We start from the raw sequence: 17,640 nt of genomic DNA, 5'->3' as shown, positions 1-17,640 counted from the left end.
GTGCCAAGGGTAACCGCCCCCGCGCCACCCGCAAGCGCGATCAGCCGGACCGGTGTTGAAGTTCCGCCGCGATCCGGTGGGACCGGCGTGCCACGCGCACCAGTCGCGCCCACGTCGCGGCCAGCGCCACCGGATCGCCCGAGGCCGCGGCACGGGCCATGCCGCGCGCCGCCTGGCCCAGGCTGGTCATGCCCAGCGCATCGGCCAGCGCCGCGACCTGGCCGGCAAGGTCGATGCAATCGCCACGCCGCATCTGCCCGCCGGCCAGTTCCAGCGCCGCCATCAACTGCTCCAGACGCGACAGCGACAACGCTATAAGATCGGTCGCCCGAGCCTCGCCCAATTCCACGAACATGTCTGCCAACCGCTCTGAATCAAGCTTCAGCGGTTCCTTCTGGCGCATCACGACAACAGAACTCAAACCAAACCCTCCAACGCCTGCCACACCCGCGCCAAGCCTTGGGCCAAGCCGGTCAACAAAGTCTTGAACCGGCCGTGCGAAATGGGTCGAATTCCTCGCAAATGCTCTTTATCTAGCGCGCTCAGGACAAGACAGGAGACGTCGATGCAGATCGCCCGCCCACTGCCGCAGTACCTGATACAGCGTTACCATGGCTGGAAGGCCACGACCCATGCCGAGAACAAGGCCTGGTACCGCCGGCTTGCCGACGAAGGCCAGCGCCCGCGCGCGATGATCATCTCCTGTTGTGATTCGCGTATCCACGTCACCTCGATCTTCGGCGCCGACGAAGGAGAATTCTTCATTCACCGCAACATCGCGGGTCTTGTGCCGCCCTATGCGCCCGACGGCGATTACCACGGCACCTCGGCCGCGGTGGAATACGCGGTCACGGTTCTCAAGGTCGCCAACCTTGTGGTGCTGGGTCATTCAAAGTGCGGCGGAGTCAAGGGGTGCCATGACATGTGCGCCGGAAACGCCCCCCAGCTAGAGGAAAAGACCAGCTTTATCGGTCGCTGGATGGACATCCTGCGCCCCAGCTATCAACGTCAGTCCGGCATCGCGGACGAAGAGGCCCGCCTCGAGGCGATGGAAAAGGACGCGGTCCTGGTTTCGCTGGAAAACCTGCTCAGCTTTCCCTTCGTCAAATCCGCCATCGAGGCGGAAGAGCTTTCGCTGCATGGTGCCTGGAACGATATCGGGGCAGGGATCGTGGAATATTTCGATGGTGAAACCGGGCGTTTCGTCCCGGTGTGATCTTTCCGCCGGGTCTTGCCCGGCGATCGCCGGCTGACTTCGAAAAGGAGACAGACCTTGGGAACGTTCCTCGACCTTGCGGCGGCGAACCTGTTGTCACCCATCGTTCTGAGCTTTGCGCTGGGCCTTGCCGCGGCATTGGCGCGATCCGATCTCAGCGTGCCCGAAGCCGCCGCCAAGGCACTGTCACTTTACCTGCTGTTCGCGATCGGGTTCAAGGGCGGCGCGGGCGTTGCAGCGCACGGGCTGGACGCCACGCTGTTACTGGCGCTGGGCGCGGGCGTGGTATTGTCGGCAGGCCTGCCCTTCATCGCCTTTGCCCTGTTACGAGGCATGACCCGGCTGGACACGGTGAATGCGGGCGCGGTCGCCGGGCATTACGGATCTATCTCGATCGTGACCTTCGTGGCGGCGAGTTCGGTCCTGACAAGCCGAGGCATGGAACCCGAGGGATTCATGGTCGCCGTTGCGGCGATCATGGAGGCGCCGGCGATCCTTGCCGCGCTATGGCTGGTGATGCGGCGCGGCGGAACGGGCCGGGTCGAAACCGGCCTATGGCGCGAAATCCTGCTGAATGGTTCCATCGTCCTTTTGCTGGGGGCTTTCGTGATCGGCTGGGTGACCGGCCCGGCCGGACTGGCCGAGATAGACAGTTTCATCGTGGCCCCTTTCAAGGGCGTGCTTTGCCTGTTCCTGCTGGACATGGGCTTGATCGCGGGGCGCAACCTGCGCGCCTGCCGGTCCGTGATGACGCCGGGATTGTTGGCCTTCGGACTGGTCATGCCCGTCGTGGGTAGCCTGGCCGGGCTCATCGCGGGCCTTGTGCTGGGTCTTTCGGCCGGGGGCGTGGTCCTGATGATGACGTTGGCCGCCTCGGCCTCTTACATTGCGGTGCCGGCTGCCATGCGCGTGGCCCTGCCAGAGGCCAACCCGTCGATCTATCTCACCTTGTCGCTGGGGATCACCTTTCCGTTCAACCTGACGCTGGGCATTCCGCTGTATCTCGCGGCGGCCCGGCTTGCCACCGGAGGCTAGGCACATGCGCACCCATGCCGCGAAACGGGTGGAAATCATTATCGAGGCCCCGATGGAGCGCCGCCTGCGCGCCGCGCTCCACGAGGCAGGCGTCACCGGTTACACGGTGCTGCCGGTTCTGGGCGGGTCCGGCCGCTCTGGAAGCTGGAGCCGCGAAGGACAGGTCGGCCCCGCAGGCGGGATGGTCGCGGTAGTCTGCATCCTGCGCGCCGAGCGGCTGGACGCGCTGCTTGAGGCCACGTTTTCCGTGGTCGAACGGCATATCGGGGTGGTCACGATCGGCGATTGCGAGGTTCTGCGGGCAGAACGGTTCTGACCCGCCCTGACCGCGCCGACACCACCTGCTAGCGCAGGCGTTTCAGCAGGTCGAGGCTGGCATAGCCATCCGGGACAAGCCCCACGGACCGCTGGTAGGCACGCACCGCCGCAATCGTGTTGGGGCCGATCTTTCCGTCGATTCCACGCGTATCGAACCCGGCGCGCGTCAGCCTTTCCTGCAACTCCTGGCGCTCTGCAAACAGCAATGCCCGGTCGCCGCGCGGCCAAGCGGCCTGGATGGGACCGCCACCCCTTAGCCGGTCAGACAGGTGCCCCACCCCGATGACATAGGCATCGGCGGTGTTGTACCGCTCGATCACCGCGAAATTGTCAAAGATCATGAAGGCCGCGCCGCGCGCGCCCGCGGGCAGCAGGATCGAGGCGCGCCCATAATCGGGAACGGTACGGCCGGACATGTCGCGCACCCCCATCGCGCCCCATTGCGAGGGCATTCGTTTCACGTCGCGATCGGCCAGTTGCACATTGAAATCACGGGGCAGACGTACCTCGACCCCCCAGGGTTGCCCCTTGGTCCAGCCGAACCGCGCAAGGTAGGCGGCGGTGGAGGCCAGCGCATCCGCCGGATCGTCGGCCCAGATGTCGCGCCGCCCGTCGCCGGTGAAATCCACCGCATAGGCCAGGTAAGATGTCGGGATGAACTGCGTGTGCCCCATCGCGCCCGCCCAGGACCCGGTCATGTTGCGCGGCGTGGTATCGCCCGATTGCAGGATCTTGAGGGCCGCGATCAACTGTTGTTCAAAGAACCGTCCGCGCCGACCGTCATAGGCCAGTGTTGCCAACGCCTCGATGATCGGGGTCTTTCCGCGGAATTCGCCATAGGCACTTTCCAACCCCCAGACCGCGACGACGACTTCCTTGTCGACGCCATAACGCGCCTCGATCCGCTCCAGCAGGCGCGCGTGCTCACGCAGCGCCGCCTGACCGTTGCGGATGCGGGTATCAGAGGCCGCGCTGTCGAGATAATCCCATATCGTCTTGGTGAACTCGGACTGGTTTCGGTCGCGATCGATCACGTCGGTATTATAGCGCAGACCGGCAAAGGCCCGGTCAAAGACCGGGGCCGAAATACCCTGCGCCAGCGCCCGGTCGCGAAAACCGTCGATCCAGCGCTGGAACCCGATATTGGCAGTCGAGACCTGCACCGGTTTCAAATCTGTCTCCATCGTGACGGCTGGACGGGACGCTGGGCGCGGGCTGGTGGCCGCGACCGTATCGCCCGGCCGCCCCTGGGGGCGCGGAACACTGTCCAGGCCGGCGGCCTGCGCGGCAGCCCCCTGAACCGTCGCGGCACACAAGGCCGCGACAAAAAGACGTGTGACGGGCATCTGCTCTGACTCTCGTTATTTGATGAAAGTGTAGCGCCCATGCAAGGAACGGCAAAGCCCGCTCTGATCGCGATACTTCCAAAGAGCCGATTCTCGCCTAACGGCGGGTGCGACTGACCTTACGCGCGGCCTTTTTCGCGCTGGCGGCCGCCTTGCCCCTGGCATGGGCGAGCTTGCGCCTGGGCGGCTTGCCGCCACTGCGCCGCCCAGCACGGGGCAGGGCCTTTCCGTCGAGCGTCAACAATTCCAGCGTCAGCCCCCCGGTGACCGGCACCGCCTCTGACAGGCGAACCGTCACCCGCTGGCCGATCCCGATGATCACCCCGGTATCGGCGCCCATAAGGGTTTGCGCCTCGCGGTCGTGGTGGAAATACTCGCCCCCCAATTCGCGGATCGGGATCAGGCCATCGGCGCCGGTTTCATCCAGAGTGACGAACACGCCGAACCGCGCGATGCCGGAAATGCGGCCCTCGAACTCGGAGCCGACCCGTTCGGATAGGTAGGCGGCAAGATAACGGTCGGTGGTGTCACGCTCGGCCGCCATCGAGCGGCGTTCGGTTTCCGAGATATGTGTCGCGGTCGCCTCAAGCTCATCGATCTCGTGCGGCGACAGCCCGTCCTTGCCCCAGCCATGCGCCGTGATCAGCGCGCGGTGAACCACCAGGTCGGCATAGCGGCGGATGGGCGAGGTGAAATGCGCGTAATGGTGCAAGGCCAGCCCGAAATGACCGATATGCTCGGGCGTGTAATAGGCCTGCGTCATCGAGCGCAGGGTCGACAGGTTGATCAATTCCGAAAACTCCGTCCCCATCGCCTGGTCCAGCAGGTCGTTGAGGTGGCGCGTCTTCAGAACCTGTCCTTTTGCCAGCGTAAAGCCAGAGGCGGCCGCGACTTCGCGCAGCGCGTCCAGTTTCTCGGGGCTGGGTTCCTCGTGCGCGCGAAACAACAGAGGACGGCGCAGGCGGGTCAGTTCCTCGGCCGCGGCCACATTGGCCAGCACCATGAATTCCTCGATCAGCCGATGGGCGTCCAGCCGGTCGCGGAACTTGACCGATTCGACCTTGCCCTCATCGCTCAGCACGATGCGGCGCTCCGGCAGGTCCAGGTCCAGCGGCTGGCGCAGCTCACGCGCGCGGGTCAGGGCGCGATACGCGGCAAAGAGCGGGTGAATCACCTCGTCCAGCAACGGCGCGGTATGCGCGTTCGGGGCGCCATCCTCGGCCTGCTGCACCTCCTGGTAGGTAAAAGAGGCCGCCGATCGCATCAGGGCACGGGTGAACCGGTGCGACAGCTTGGTGCCCTGCGCGTCGATCTGCATCCGAACGGCGACACAGGCGCGCGGCACGTCCTCGTGCAACGAACACAGATCCCCCGACAACCGGTCGGGCAGCATCGGCACCACGCGGTCGGGGAAATAGGTGGAATTTCCCCGCTTGCGCGCCTCGCGGTCCAGCGCCGATCCCGGCGTGACGTAATGGGCGACATCGGCAATCGCCACCCAAAGGACAAAACCGCCTTTGTTTTTCGGGTCATCATCGTGGATCGCCAGAACCGCGTCGTCGCGGTCGCGCGCATCGGCCGGGTCGATGGTGACAAGGGGCAAGTGGCGCAGATCCTCACGCTCGCCCAGCCCCGCAGGTTTGGCGCGATCAGCCTCGGCGATCACGGCATCGGGAAAGGCATCGGGAATCCCGTGCTGGTGAATGGCGATCAGGCTGACGGCACGGGGCGCCGTGGGATCGCCCAGCCGTTCGACGATGCGCGCGCGCGGCAGGCCCAGATGGCTGCGCGGGCCAGCTTGTTCGGCCTCGACCAGTTCGCCGTCCTGCGCGCCATGGGTGGCATCGCGGCCAACCATCCATTCCTTGTCCGCGCCCTTGTCGATGGGCACGATCCGGCCACCTTCGCCCCCCTTGCGGAAGATGCCGAGCACACGTTTCGGGTTCACACCGATCTTGCGGATCAGGCGGGCCTCGTACTGGTGATCCTCGGCACGGATTTCTTGCAGCTTTGCCAGGATCCGGTCGCCCGCACCCAGCGCAGGGTCGGCCTCGCGCGGCACGTAAAGAACGCGGGGTTCGGGGCCCTCGCCGTGCCATTCCAGCGGTTTCGCAAAAAGATCGCCCTGCGCATCAGGCGCGAGGATCTGCAACACGGTGACCGGGGGCAGGCGGTCGGGGTCGCGGTAAGTCTTGCGCCGCTTTTCCAGGTGGCCTTCGTCCTCAAGCACCTTGAGGACGCGCTTCAGGTCGATCCGGTCGGCACCCTTGATGCCAAACGCCTTGGGAATGTCGCGCTTGGCGCTTTTGCCGGGGTTATCGGCGATCCAGTCCAGGATCTCGGATTTCGAGGGGATGCGAGCCATGCGCAACGGAGTATCACGACCGCCCCCCGCCGTCAGCCGCAAAGCGTCGCGCCCTAGCCGAAATAGTCGGCAAGGATACGCGAATAGATCCGTTTCAGCGCGCCAATCTGGTCAATCGCCACCCGCTCGTCGACCTGGTGCATCGTCCTTCCCACAAGGCCGAATTCCACTACCGGGCAGTGATCCTTGACAAAACGCGCATCCGACGTGCCGCCCGATGTCGAAAGTTCCGGCCGCTGGCCGGTCTCGGTCTCGATCGCGCGCGCGACCAGGTCTGACAGGACGCCCGGCGGCGTCAGGAAACTTTCACCCGAAAGCCTGGTTTCCATGTCAAAGCGGATGCCGGTTTCCTCGGTCACCTTGTCGGCCTCGGCACGCAGCCATTCGGCCAGGCTGTCGGGGCTGTGGACCTCGTTGAACCGGATGTTCACGGTCGCGCGGCACAAGCCGGGGATGACGTTGGTTGCGGGATTGCCGGTATCGAACGTTGTGACGGCCAAGGTCGAGGGGTCGAAATGGCGCGTGCCTTCGTCCAGCCGATAGGCCGTCAGCCGTTCGATCAGGCGGGCCAGCGCCGGGATAGGGTTTTGCGCACGCTGCGGATAGGCGGCATGGCCCTGCACACCATGGGCAGTGAACCAGGCGGTGATCGATCCGCGCCTGCCGATCTTCATCATGTCGCCAAGGATTTCGCGGCTGGTGGGTTCCCCCACCAGACAGACCGACATCCGCTCGCCCTCATCTGCCATCCAGTCCAGCAGCGCCGTCGTGCCGTCGACCGCGTCGCCCTCTTCGTCGCCGGTAATCGCCAGAACGATGGCGCCATCGGGCGGCGTGTCGCGCACGAAATCGATGGCCGCCGCGACAAAGGCCGCCACGCCCGATTTCATGTCCACGGCCCCCCGCCCCCATAGCCAACCCTCGGCTTGCGTCGCACCGAATGGCGCATGGGTCCAGGCGACGGTGTCGCCCGCCGGCACCACGTCGGTATGGCCATTGAACCCGAAACTCGCCGGATGCCCCCGCGCGCCCCAGCGGGCAAAGAGATTTGCCACGCCTCCCCGGTCGATCCGCCGACACTCGAACCCGGCCGCGGAAAGCCGCGTCTCAAGCAGACGCAGCGCGCCGCCCTCTGTCGGCGTGACCGAGGGGCAGCGGATCAACTCGGCGGTCAGGGCGACGGGATCGGTGGGCATGGTCATCAAGGCATCCTTCGGCTTTGGTCGCACCAGCGATAGCCTGCGCGCGCGCGCGCTGCAACTTGCGGCCGGATTCTGGACAAAGGTAAGGCTATCAGCCCTTAACCCGGCGGAAATTTTTCGCCATGATCCCAACCGGGTCAGGCCGCGCGGCATCCGCGGCCAAGGGGAACAGAAGGCATGGCCAGATCGCAACGCCAGATCATCGGACGCCTTTGCCCCCCGGCAGGGGACCGGGCATGAGCTGGATCGCCGTCACCGACCCCTCGACCCCCGGCGGCCTGGCGCCCTGCCCTGGCGATGCATCGGCAACCGGCTCGGCGCTCCGGCGCGGCAGCCTCCAGATCGAGGCCGAACTGGGCCGTGCACATCTCGCGGAAGGAACTTTACTGCTGTTGCATGTGCCCGGCCCGCGGCCACGGCACCTGTCGATCCAGATCACCGCGGGCAGCCGGGTCGTGCTGGCGCACCGGCTGGGACGGCGGCGCTACCAGGTCACGCTGGATCGGGGCGCGGCGCACCTGTCAGGCCGTATCCGCCTGACCCTTTGCTGGGACATGGTGGCGGGACGGGGGTTGCTTTCGCTGGAGGAGGCCGCCGAGGGTATCCTGGTGCAAAAGGAATTCCCCGATCCCCTGCCGCTGATACAGGAAGATATTGCCCTGCTTTGTAACGGTGCAGGGGGCGTGCGGCTGCATGGCGGGATCGACTGCGTGGCCATTGCCGATACGCTGGAACCGGTGGGCCTGCGCCCCAGCATCGCCGCCGGCACGCCGGTCCTGACCCCGACCGGACCCGCCCCGATCGAGACACTGCGCCCCGGCGACCTGGTGAAAACCCGCGACAACGGTTCGGTACCGGTGCGCTGGGCAGGTGGGCACGAGGTGCCGGCGCTGGGCGGGGCGGCCCCGGTGCAACTCCTGGCGCCATACCTGGGGCTGGCGCAGGATATCATCGTCGCGCCAGAACAGCGCCTGGTGATCGGTGGGGCCGATGTCGAATACCTGTTCGGCGCCGACGAGGTGTTGATCGAGGCACAGTGGCTATGCCCCGGCCCGCACGCGCTTCGCCGACGCGGATTATGCGTGCTACGCTATCACCAGGTTCTGCTGGACCGGCACGAAATCGTCGAGGCCGCCGGCTGTCCGATCGAGAGCCTGTTCGTGGGGCAAATCCGCAAAAGCCCGCGGGTGCTGGCGACGAGTTGCCTTCACGCCCTGCCTGCCGAGGCGCTGCCGCTGCATGACATCCCGGCCCGCCGCCTGCTTCGGGAGTTCGAGGCCGCGACACTGCGTTCTGCGCTGCTCAGCCGCTAATCGGCATCAAAGAACGGCTCCATCTGGGCGACGATGACCGCGTTCTCGGCCAATGCGCGAGCCATTAGAGCCTCTTCCTCGGCGTCGATCTCGTGGCCTTCGGCCCGGCGTTCCGCGGCGGTGCCATGGCCGGTGACCTCAAGCGGCGCAAGCCCCGCCTGTTTCAGCACCGCCACCGTTTCGCGTACCGCCTCGGCCTCGTCCACGCCCGAGGCATAACAAATCAGCCCCGCGCCGGTCGCACCCTCGGGCAGGCCGTCATCGGCCTTGCGGCCGACCTGCACCAGAAGCGTATAGACAAAATGGGCTTTGCGGGGCTTGTCAGTCACGCAGTAACTCGTTGATACCGGTTTTCGAACGCGTCTGTGCATCCACCCGTTTCACGATCACAGCGCAATAAAGGTTCACGCCGCCCTTCGAGGGCATGGACCCGGCGACCACCACCGAATAGGGCGGAACCTCGCCATACATGACATTACCGGTTTCGCGGTCGACGATCTTGGTCGACTTGCCGATGAACACACCCATACCAAGGACCGAGCCCTCGCGCACGATGCAGCCCTCGACCACCTCGGAGCGCGCCCCGATAAAGCAGTTGTCCTCGATGATGGTCGGGCCGGCCTGCATCGGCTCCAGCACGCCGCCGATGCCCACGCCGCCCGACAGGTGCACGTTCTTGCCGATCTGCGCGCAGCTGCCCACGGTCGCCCAGGTGTCGACCATCGTGCCCTCGTCCACATAGGCGCCGAGGTTGACGAAACTGGGCATCAGCACCACGCCCGGCGCGATATAGGCAGACCGCCGCACCACGCAGTTGGGTACCGCGCGGAACCCGGCCTCGCGCCATTCCGCATCGCCCCAGCCCTTGAATTTCGAATCGACCTTGTCCCACCAGTGGCCACCCTGCGGGCCGCCATCCTGCTGTTCCATGTCCTTCAGGCGAAAGCCCAGCAGCACCGCCTTTTTCGCCCACTGGTTCACATGCCAGTCGCCGTTCTCCTGGCGCTCGGCCACCCGCAGGGCGCCCGCGTCCAGCGCGGCCAGCGTGGTCTCGATCGCCTCGCGGGTCTCGCCGCCGGTCGAGGGCGTGATGGTGTCGCGCGCTTCCCACGCGGCTTCGATGGCGGCTTCGAGCTGGGCGTTGGACATTGGGCTCCTCCGGGGATGGTGACTGGTCCGATTGCGCCCGAGGCTATAGACGCTGAGGGGCAAGGGCGCAATCTCGACGAAAGCGAGGGCAGGATGGACAACGTCAAACGCAGCTTTCCCGATGCACGGACCGATGTGGAACGGCAGTGGCAAACACCCGAAACGCCGCAGACCCTGTCGCCCGCCTATCGCCTGGCTTTTGCCGATCCCGATTTCCTGTGCCGCGACGAGATGCGCGGTGTGCGTCTACAGCTCGAGCTGACAAAGCCGGATCTGGCGATGCAGGAATACGGGGTCGAAAGCACCATCGTCCTGTTCGGCGGCGCCCGGATCCCCGAACCGGAACAAAGCCACAAGGCCCAAACCCAGACCCTGGCCGAACTGAGCCTATATTACGACGAGGCGCGCGAATTCGCACGGCTCATGACGCTGAAGGGCCAGAAAACCGAAGGCCTGGACTATGTCATCGTCACCGGCGGCGGCCCCGGCGTGATGGAGGCGGGCAATCGCGGCGCGGCAGAGGCGGGCGGCGTGTCGATCGGGTTGAATATCGTGCTGCCGCATGAACAACGCCCCAACGATTTCATCACGCCCGAGCTGTGTTTCAACTTTCACTATTTCGGCATCAGAAAGATGCATTTCCTGATGCGGGCGGCGGCGGTCGCGATCTTTCCCGGCGGGTTCGGAACGCTGGACGAGATGTTCGAGGCGCTGACCCTGATCCAGACCAAGCGGATGGACCCGGTGCCCTTCCTGCTGTTCGGGCGCGCGTTCTGGGAAAAGATCATCAACTGGGAGGCGCTGGCCGAAGCGGGCACCATCGCGCGCGAGGACCTGGAGCTGTTCACCTACGTGGAAACCGCCGCGGAGGCAGTGGCGGCGATCGAGGCCTGGCGCCCCCCTACGTGACCCATCCCCCCGCCCGGCGCGGCGGCATCAACCTTTCAAAGGGTATTTTTACCAAGAAGAAGAACAGCTCGTCCTGCCGAAAGAGTGACCGGTGTGCCGGGTACCGCCGTGCCCCCCGAGACCCTTATGCACTAGTCGCGGGCAAGGATCGCGATGCGGGTGTCGCCATAGCGGCGGCTATCGAGCAGGCGCAGACCCTCGGGCGGCGTGACGGCGGCGCCCTCTTCCCAAAGGATCAATGCACCGCGTGCGATCCAGCCACCCGCAAGCGCCGCGACCAGCGCGCGTTCGCCCAGCCCCTTGCCATAGGGCGGATCAAGGAAGACCAGGTCAAAGGGTGCCCCGTCATGTGCCCCAAGCCGGGTGGCATCGCGGCGGATCAGCCGCGTCTCGGACCCGGCCCGGCATTTCGCGACATTCTCGCGGATCAACGCGGCGGCCTTTGCCCCGTTCTCGACGAATGTCACCTGCGCCGCGCCGCGCGACAGCGCCTCAAGCCCCAGCGCGCCGGTGCCCGCGAACAGGTCGAGCACCCGCGCACCCGTCACCGGATCGCCATAGGGGCCGTTCAGGATCAGGTTGAACAGGCTTTCGCGCACCCGGTCGGTGGTGGGGCGCAGATGCGCGCCCTTGTCGCCCTTGCCGACCGAGGCCAGGCTCAGCCCCCTGTTGCGCCCCGCGATGATCCTCACGCGGCCATCAGCGACTTGAGGTCGCCCGAGACCACCATGCCGGGGTCGGGCGAGCGACCGGCCTCGATCAGGCGCTTGGCGGTCATGTAGGCGCGCGGATCGTTCATCGCGTCCACGGCCAGCAGGTTCGCGCCGCGGAAATACCAGTGGCTGACGGTCAGATCGCGGTCGCCCTTGCGGACCACCACGCGATCGTACCCGGTGTTCAGCCCCGCGATCTGCAGTTTCACGTCATACTGGTCCGACCAGAACCACGGGACCGGCACATAAGGTGCCTCCGACCCCAGCATGTTGGCGGCGACGGCCTCGGCCTGGTCGATGGCGTTCTGCACGCTTTCCAGCCGGATGCGCGCGCCCCGGAAGGGAAAACTGGTGCAATCGCCCGCCGCCCAGATCCGCGGGTCAGTGGTGCGGCCCATCTCGTCCACGGCGATTCCGTTCTCGATGGCCAGACCGGCGGCCTCCGCCAGGCTGGTGGCCGGCGTCACGCCGATGCCGACGATCACCGTGTCCACCTCCATCGAGGTGCCGTCGGACAGATCGGCCTGTTCCACCCATGTCCCGCCGCGCAGGGCGGCGATCTGGGTATTCTCGCGCAGGTCCACCCCGTGATCGCGGTGCAGCCGGGCGAAATAGGCCGAGGTTTCGGGGCAGGCGATCCGGCGCAGCACCCGGTCGGAATGCTGCAGCAGCGTGACCTGCATGCCCCGCTGCGCGGCGACCGCCGCGGCCTCCAGCCCGACATAGCCGCCGCCCAGCACCAGCACCCGGCGGCCCGGCGCGAAATCGGGCGCCATGGTATCGACATCGGCCAGCGTCCGCACCACATGCACCCCGGCCAACTCGCCCCCGATGGCCCCCGGCAGGCGGCGCGCCACCGCGCCGGTGGTCAGCGCAAGCTGGTCATAGGGGATCGCCGCGCCGCCCGCGATCACCTTGCGGTCGGCCCGGTCGATGGCCACGGCGGTATCGGACAGCCGCAACTCGATCCCGTTCTCGGCATAAAAGGATTCGGGCCGCAGAAAGAGCCGCTCCAGCGGCATCTCGCCCAGCAGGTATTTCTTGGACAGCGGCGGGCGCTGATAGGGGGGCACGGATTCCTCGCCGATCATGGTGATCGGCCCGGCATGGCCCAGCGCCCGCAGCTTGGCGGCCAGTGCCGCCCCGGCCTGCCCGGCCCCGATGATGACGATATGGGACATTTGCAGTCTCTCCGCTGGCCTGACGTCCCGCGCAAACTACCTGACGCGGGGAAGAAATGGCAATCAAGAGGGAGAGACCCATGACGATTTCGACCGGTGACAGGCTGCCCGACGCGACGCTTGTGCATATGGGGGCCGATGGGCCGGAACAGGTGAACCTTGGCGAACGGATCAAGGGCCGCAAGGTCGTGATCTTCGCCGTGCCCGGCGCGTTCACGCCGACCTGCCATTCCGCCCATGTACCCAGCTTCATCCGCGCCCATGACGAGTTGCGCGCCAAGGGCGTGGACGAGGTGATCTGCGTGTCGGTCAACGACCCTTTCGTGATGGGCGCCTGGGGCGCGGCGACCGGGGCCACGGCCGCCGGCATCACCATGCTGGGCGATCCCGATGCCAGCTTTACCACGGCGCTGGGGCTGGATTTCACCGCGCCGCCGGTGGGCCTGATCGACCGCTCGCAACGCTACTCGATGCTGGTGGAGGATGGCGAGGTTCGCATTCTCAATGTCGAGGACAATCCGGGCGCGTGCGATGTCTCGGCCGGTGAAGCGTTGCTGGACGCGCTGTAAGGATCAGGCCAGCACCTCCATCCGGCGGGCAAGCACGATGTCCTGCATCGTCAGCCCGCCGGCATCATGGGTGGTCAGCCGCACCTCTACCGTGGCGTAGACATTGGTCCATTCGGGGTGGTGATTCATCTTTTCAGCAACCAGGGCCACGCGGGCCATGAAACCGAAAGCGTGAACGAAATCGTCGAACACGAAGGTCCGCTTGATCGCATCGCCCCGCGGGTCCATCGCCCAGCCCTTGTCCAGCAGCGGTGCAAGGTCGGTTTCGCGTTCGGCGTCGGTCAGTCTGTCGGTCATTCATGTTCCTCCGGATGCGCCTTTCGGAAGGGGCCGTAATCGGTCAGCACCTCGATTTCCTCGTCCACCGCGTCCCGCTCGGCCCGGAGATAGCGATCGATGGCGCCGCGCAGGCCGGGATCGGCGATCCAGTGCAGGGAATGGGTCTGAACCGGCAGGTAGCCGCGCGCCAGTTTGTGCGTGCCTTGGGCGCCGGCCTCGACCGTGTCCAGCCCGTGCGTGATGGCATGGTCAATGGCCTGGTAATAGCAGCATTCGAAATGCAGGCAGGGGTGATCCTCGACACAGCCCCAGTACCGGCCGTATAGCCGCTGCCGCCCGATGAAGTTCAGCGCACCGGCCACCGGCGTGCCGCCCCGCTCTGCCACGACCAGAAGCGCGTCGTCGCGCAGAACCTCCTGCGCGATGTCGAAGAAGGCGCGGGTCAGATAGGGCGTGCCCCATTTGCGCATCCCGGTGTCCTGGTAAAAGCGCCAGAAGGCCGCCCAGTGATCGCGGGTGATGTCGGCCCCGCTGACCTGGCGGATCGTGCCACCGAACGCCTGCGCGGTGCGGCGCTCCTTGCGGATCGTCTTGCGCTTGCGCGAGGACAGATCGGCCAGGAAGGCGTCGAAATCGGCATAGCCGCGGTTTTCCCAGTGAAACTGCTGGGTGATGCGGTGCATCAGGCCCATCTGCACACCCGCGCGGGCCTCGTCCCCGGTGCAGAAGGTGACATGCAGCGAGGACAGCCCGTTTTCGGCCGCCAGTTGCACCGCCCCCTGCACCAGCGCCGCCTGCGCCACCGTTTCATGTCCCGGTCGGGCCAGCAGGCGCCGCCCGGTCGCCGGTGTGAAGGGCACGGCGACCTGCAATTTCGGATAATACCGCCCGCCGGCCCGGATATAGGCATCGGCCCAGTTGTGATCGAAGATGTATTCGCCCTGGCTGTGAGACTTGGCATAAAGCGGGGCAACCCCGATCGGAACGCCGTTCTGGCGCGCCACCAGGTAATGTGGCCCCCATCCGGTGCCGGGCCCGACAGAGCCGCTATCCTCAAGCGCCTTGAGAAAGCGGTGTGTGGTGAACGGATCGTCGGGGCGGCCCCCATCGGCGGCCTCTGGACAGGCGCAGCCATCCCAGTCCTCCGCCGCGATCTGCGACAGCGAGGACAGCACATCGACCTCGACCGGGTCGGGTATCTTGCCCGCATCCTGCATGGGCTGGAAATGGGTCACGCCGCAAGCAGGTCAAGCGGGGTGCGCGGCGGCATAGCCCTCGAAGGTAATGTTGTGGGCGACGGATCGCGCGATCCGTTCATCGCCGACGCTTTTCACGGTCCAGCACAAGATCGCGGCACCCGCCTGGCGCAGCGCACGCACCCGAGGCCGGGCCAGATCGGTCCAGCGATGCGAGATGAAACAGGCCCCGAGCCTGTCGTAATCGGGTATGTCGCGCAGCACGTCGCGCACCGGGGCGTGCAGCGTGGGCCAATCGCCCGGTTCGAACGCGCAGGTGATCAGGCCGCGCGGGATATCCGGCGCGGCCTCGGCAAGAACGGCGACAGCATGGGGATTGAACGACATCACCGCCACATCGCCCGAATATCGCGCAAGCAACCGCGCAACCGCGCGTTCCAGCCGCCCCACACCGCGGCCCATCGCGCCATCCTGATCCTTGATCTCGATCAGCAGGGGCACGCGGCCCGCGACCTCATCCAGCACATGTTCCAGCGTGGGAATACCCGTCGCGCCGCCCCGCAAGACCATCGTGCCAAGCACGCGCGCGCCCTGCGCCGAGACCGGCCCTGTCTCGCCCGTCAGGCGGGACAGGTCGTAATCATGAAACACCATAGGCACGCCATCGGCGGACGGCTGGATATCGATTTCGATGCCGAATCCGCCGGCGATCGCGGCGCGAACTGCCTCGATCGAATTCTCGGGGCGACCGACCCCGTGGTCGTGCAAGGCGCGATGGGCGATCGGGGCGTGCAAGAAGGATGGCGGTAGTACGCTCATCGGATTTCGAAGATACCCTCGATTTCCACCGCGACACCAAAGGGCAGCGCGGCCGCGCTGACCGCCGAGCGTGCGTGCCGCCCGGCATCGCCCAATGCCTCGACCAGGAAATCCGAGGCGCCGTTGATGACGCGGGGCTGGTCTCCGAAATCGGGGGTCGAGTTGACAAAGCCGGTCAGCTTCACCACCCGTACCAGCCGGTCCAGATCGCCGCCGCAGGCCGCCTTGACCTGCGCCAGAAGACTGATCGCACAGGCCCGCGCGGCGGCGGCCCCGGCCGCGACGTCCATGTCGGCGCCCAGCTTGCCGGTGATGAACTTGCCATCAACCATGGCGACCTGGCCCGATACATGGACCAGGTCGCCCGCGATCACGTAAGGCACGTAATTGGCCGCGGGGGCGGGGGCATCTGGCAGGGTCACGCCCAACGTGGCGAGGCGGGCCTCGAAGGTTGCTTGCATGTCGTACTCCGTGGGATTGACGCGTCGAACAAAAGCTACCCCCGCGCGCCTGCCCGCGAAACATCAAAATGCAACGCTTTGTACCTCGAGATGCGGGTGGCACTTGTGATCCGCCGCCCAGCATGGTTCCCTTGCGCGCAATCGGTCATCGATGATGTCTTTTTCCCGGTTAGGACCCACGGCGTGCGGCATTCGAGATATTCCATTCTCGCCGTCGCGGGCATGGTGGCGCTGGCCGCCTGCACCCCGCATGACGGCACAAACGAGTTCAACGACCCTTACGAGGCGCGCAACCGTGCCGTTCACGACTTCAACAAGGACGTTGATCGCGGCATCGTGCGTCCGCTCGCCTCGGGCTATGGCCGGGCCGTTCCCGGCCCGCTGCGCGAGGGGATCGGAAATTTTGCCGGCAACCTGTCTCTGCCGGGCAAGATGGCCAATAGCCTGCTGCAACTGCGCCCGGGCGACGCGGTGGAAAACGGTGTGCGGTTCCTTGTCAACACGACGATCGGGATTGGCGGGCTGTTCGACCCGGCAACGCGCATGGGTGCGCCCGAGGTCGAGACCGATTTCGGCGAAACGCTGCATGTCTGGGGCTTTCCCGAAGGCGCCTATGTCGAACTGCCCTTCCTCGGCCCCTCGACGGAACGCGACACGGTGGGGCTGATCGTGGACATGGCGCTTGATCCGCTGGGCTCGGCACTGGGTCCCGACGAGCGCTGGATCGGGCGCGGCACCAGCGTCGGCGCCGGGCTGAACAAGCGCTTTACCTATTCGGGCACGATCGACGAAGTGCTGTATGACAGCGCCGACAGTTACGCCCAACTGCGGATCGGATACCTGCAAAAACGTCGTCACGAATTGGGCCGCGACGCGATGCCCGACTATTTCGACCCTTATGACGATCCCTACGCCACCCCATATGCAGATGCCTATGCCACCCCTCTGGAGGCAACAGATGCGCAGTGATGCCACCCGCCGCCATTTTCTGATGTCCGGTCTTGCGGCCGGGGCCGCCCTGACGGTTGCCCCCCCCGCCCGCGCCCTGACCACGCCCGAGGCCACCGCCCTGATCGACCAGGTCGTTGCGGATATCAACGCGGTCATCAACTCGGGCCGCTCCGAGGCCCGGATGTTGCAGGAATTCGAACGAATTTTCGTGCGCTATTCCGACGTACCGATCATCGCGCGCTCGGCGCTGGGCGTGGCCGCGCGCAGCGCCAGCCCGGCACAGTTATCGGCCTTCACCACGGCGTTTCGCGGATATATCTCGCGCAAATACGGACGGCGCTTTCGCGAATTCATCGGCGGCAGCCTCAAGGTCGAGCAAGCCCGCCCCTACAAGAACTTTCACGAGGTCAAGACCACGGCCTACCTGCGTGGCGAGGCCCCGATCGAGGTCATCTTCCTGGTTTCCGACCGCTCGGGGCGCGACCTGTTTTTCAACGTTTTCATCGAAGGCGTGAACATGCTGGCCAGCGAACGCACCGAGATAGGCGCCATGCTGGACCAGCGGCAGGGCGATCTGGACCGGCTGATCGCCGATCTTCAACGCGCCGGCTGACACAG

General features: G+C 66.0%; 20 protein-coding genes. 8 read left to right on the top strand and 12 right to left on the bottom strand.

The window, feature by feature from the left end; all coding sequences use genetic code 11:
* Positions 1-40: 40 nt before the first annotated feature.
* Positions 41-421 carry a hypothetical protein gene (locus tag EV663_RS12105; protein WP_132952204.1) on the bottom strand — a complete coding sequence of 127 codons (381 nt, stop codon included), beginning with the start codon at positions 419-421 and terminating at the stop codon, positions 41-43.
* A gap of 144 nt (positions 422-565) precedes the next feature.
* On the opposite strand from EV663_RS12105, the gene EV663_RS12100 reads away from it, so the two are divergent.
* From EV663_RS12100 to EV663_RS12090, 3 genes are read left to right on the top strand one after another with little or no spacing between them, the layout of a single operon-like run.
* On the top strand, positions 566-1,216 hold the full coding sequence (locus EV663_RS12100) for a carbonic anhydrase (protein ID WP_132952202.1): 651 nt from the start codon (positions 566-568) through the stop codon (positions 1,214-1,216).
* Between the two features lie 57 nt (positions 1,217-1,273).
* On the top strand, positions 1,274-2,251 hold the full coding sequence (locus tag EV663_RS12095) for a sodium-dependent bicarbonate transport family permease (RefSeq protein WP_132952200.1): 978 nt from the start codon (positions 1,274-1,276) through the stop codon (positions 2,249-2,251).
* A 4-nt stretch (positions 2,252-2,255) separates the two neighbouring features.
* Positions 2,256-2,567 (top strand): P-II family nitrogen regulator, encoded by a 312-nt coding sequence (locus EV663_RS12090; protein ID WP_132952198.1) that lies wholly within the window; start codon positions 2,256-2,258, stop codon positions 2,565-2,567.
* 28 nt (positions 2,568-2,595) lie between these two features.
* Here the strand turns inward: EV663_RS12090 and EV663_RS12085 are convergent, their stop codons facing one another.
* The 3 genes from EV663_RS12085 to dapE form a co-directional block, all read right to left on the bottom strand.
* Complete coding sequence (locus EV663_RS12085; protein ID WP_132952196.1) at positions 2,596-3,915, bottom strand: lytic murein transglycosylase; 1,320 nt, start codon at positions 3,913-3,915, stop codon at positions 2,596-2,598.
* A gap of 97 nt (positions 3,916-4,012) precedes the next feature.
* Entirely contained in the window at positions 4,013-6,280 is a 2,268-nt protein-coding gene (gene rnr / locus EV663_RS12080; protein ID WP_132952194.1) for a ribonuclease R, read from the bottom strand.
* Between the two features lie 53 nt (positions 6,281-6,333).
* Complete coding sequence (gene dapE, locus EV663_RS12075; protein WP_132952242.1) at positions 6,334-7,476, bottom strand: succinyl-diaminopimelate desuccinylase; 1,143 nt, start codon at positions 7,474-7,476, stop codon at positions 6,334-6,336.
* 242 nt (positions 7,477-7,718) lie between these two features.
* On the opposite strand from dapE, the gene EV663_RS12070 reads away from it, so the two are divergent.
* Entirely contained in the window at positions 7,719-8,795 is a 1,077-nt protein-coding gene (locus EV663_RS12070) for a Hint domain-containing protein (RefSeq protein WP_132952193.1), read from the top strand.
* Here EV663_RS12070 and EV663_RS12065 read toward each other — a convergent pair.
* Together EV663_RS12065 and dapD are read right to left on the bottom strand one after the other, a co-directional pair.
* On the bottom strand, positions 8,792-9,124 hold the full coding sequence (locus EV663_RS12065; protein ID WP_132952191.1) for a hypothetical protein: 333 nt from the start codon (positions 9,122-9,124) through the stop codon (positions 8,792-8,794). The genes EV663_RS12070 and EV663_RS12065 overlap by 4 nt on opposite strands.
* The gene (gene dapD, locus EV663_RS12060; RefSeq protein WP_132952189.1) at positions 9,117-9,944 is read right to left on the bottom strand and encodes a 2,3,4,5-tetrahydropyridine-2,6-dicarboxylate N-succinyltransferase; all 828 of its coding nucleotides are present in this window, start codon (positions 9,942-9,944) and stop codon (positions 9,117-9,119) included. Before dapD ends, EV663_RS12065 begins: the two co-directional genes overlap by 8 nt.
* A gap of 93 nt (positions 9,945-10,037) precedes the next feature.
* On the opposite strand from dapD, the gene EV663_RS12055 reads away from it, so the two are divergent.
* Positions 10,038-10,853 carry an LOG family protein gene (locus EV663_RS12055; RefSeq protein WP_132952187.1) on the top strand — a complete coding sequence of 272 codons (816 nt, stop codon included), beginning with the start codon at positions 10,038-10,040 and terminating at the stop codon, positions 10,851-10,853.
* Between the two features lie 131 nt (positions 10,854-10,984).
* On the opposite strand, the gene rsmD is transcribed toward EV663_RS12055, so the two are convergent.
* A complete protein-coding gene (gene rsmD / locus EV663_RS12050) occupies positions 10,985-11,545 on the bottom strand; it encodes a 16S rRNA (guanine(966)-N(2))-methyltransferase RsmD (protein WP_132952185.1) in 561 nt (186 codons plus the stop codon).
* A complete protein-coding gene (locus EV663_RS12045; protein ID WP_132952183.1) occupies positions 11,542-12,747 on the bottom strand; it encodes an NAD(P)/FAD-dependent oxidoreductase in 1,206 nt (401 codons plus the stop codon). Before EV663_RS12045 ends, rsmD begins: the two co-directional genes overlap by 4 nt.
* Positions 12,748-12,827: 80 nt before the next feature.
* Here EV663_RS12045 and EV663_RS12040 point away from each other — a divergent pair, with 80 nt between their 5' ends.
* Entirely contained in the window at positions 12,828-13,316 is a 489-nt protein-coding gene (locus EV663_RS12040; protein ID WP_132952181.1) for a peroxiredoxin, read from the top strand.
* A 3-nt stretch (positions 13,317-13,319) separates the two neighbouring features.
* Here EV663_RS12040 and EV663_RS12035 read toward each other — a convergent pair whose 3' ends face one another.
* Genes EV663_RS12035 through EV663_RS12020 form a run of 4 tightly spaced genes read right to left on the bottom strand, consistent with a single transcriptional unit; the run spans position 13,320 to position 16,071 of the window.
* Positions 13,320-13,613, bottom strand: a complete 294-nt coding sequence (locus EV663_RS12035) for a 4a-hydroxytetrahydrobiopterin dehydratase (protein WP_132952179.1) — start codon at positions 13,611-13,613, stop codon at positions 13,320-13,322.
* Entirely contained in the window at positions 13,610-14,812 is a 1,203-nt protein-coding gene (locus tag EV663_RS12030; RefSeq protein WP_132952240.1) for a GNAT family N-acetyltransferase, read from the bottom strand. Before EV663_RS12030 ends, EV663_RS12035 begins: the two co-directional genes overlap by 4 nt.
* 30 nt (positions 14,813-14,842) lie before the next feature.
* Positions 14,843-15,610, bottom strand: a complete 768-nt coding sequence (locus EV663_RS12025; RefSeq protein ID WP_132952177.1) for a glycerophosphodiester phosphodiesterase family protein — start codon at positions 15,608-15,610, stop codon at positions 14,843-14,845.
* Complete coding sequence (locus tag EV663_RS12020) at positions 15,607-16,071, bottom strand: RidA family protein (protein WP_132952175.1); 465 nt, start codon at positions 16,069-16,071, stop codon at positions 15,607-15,609. The genes EV663_RS12025 and EV663_RS12020 overlap by 4 nt, the downstream gene beginning before the upstream one ends.
* 183 nt (positions 16,072-16,254) lie before the next feature.
* On the opposite strand from EV663_RS12020, the gene EV663_RS12015 reads away from it, so the two are divergent.
* Entirely contained in the window at positions 16,255-17,040 is a 786-nt protein-coding gene (locus tag EV663_RS12015; RefSeq protein WP_243697954.1) for an MlaA family lipoprotein, read from the top strand.
* On the top strand, positions 17,030-17,635 hold the full coding sequence (locus EV663_RS12010; RefSeq protein WP_132952171.1) for an MlaC/ttg2D family ABC transporter substrate-binding protein: 606 nt from the start codon (positions 17,030-17,032) through the stop codon (positions 17,633-17,635). Before EV663_RS12015 ends, EV663_RS12010 begins: the two co-directional genes overlap by 11 nt.
* Positions 17,636-17,640: the final 5 nt, after the last annotated feature.

It is taken from the genome of Rhodovulum bhavnagarense, assembly GCF_004343505.1.
GTDB lineage: Bacteria > Pseudomonadota > Alphaproteobacteria > Rhodobacterales > Rhodobacteraceae > Rhodovulum > Rhodovulum bhavnagarense.
The sequence above is the reverse complement of the archived record's forward strand: the minus strand, read 5'-3'. Positions and strand labels throughout refer to the sequence as shown.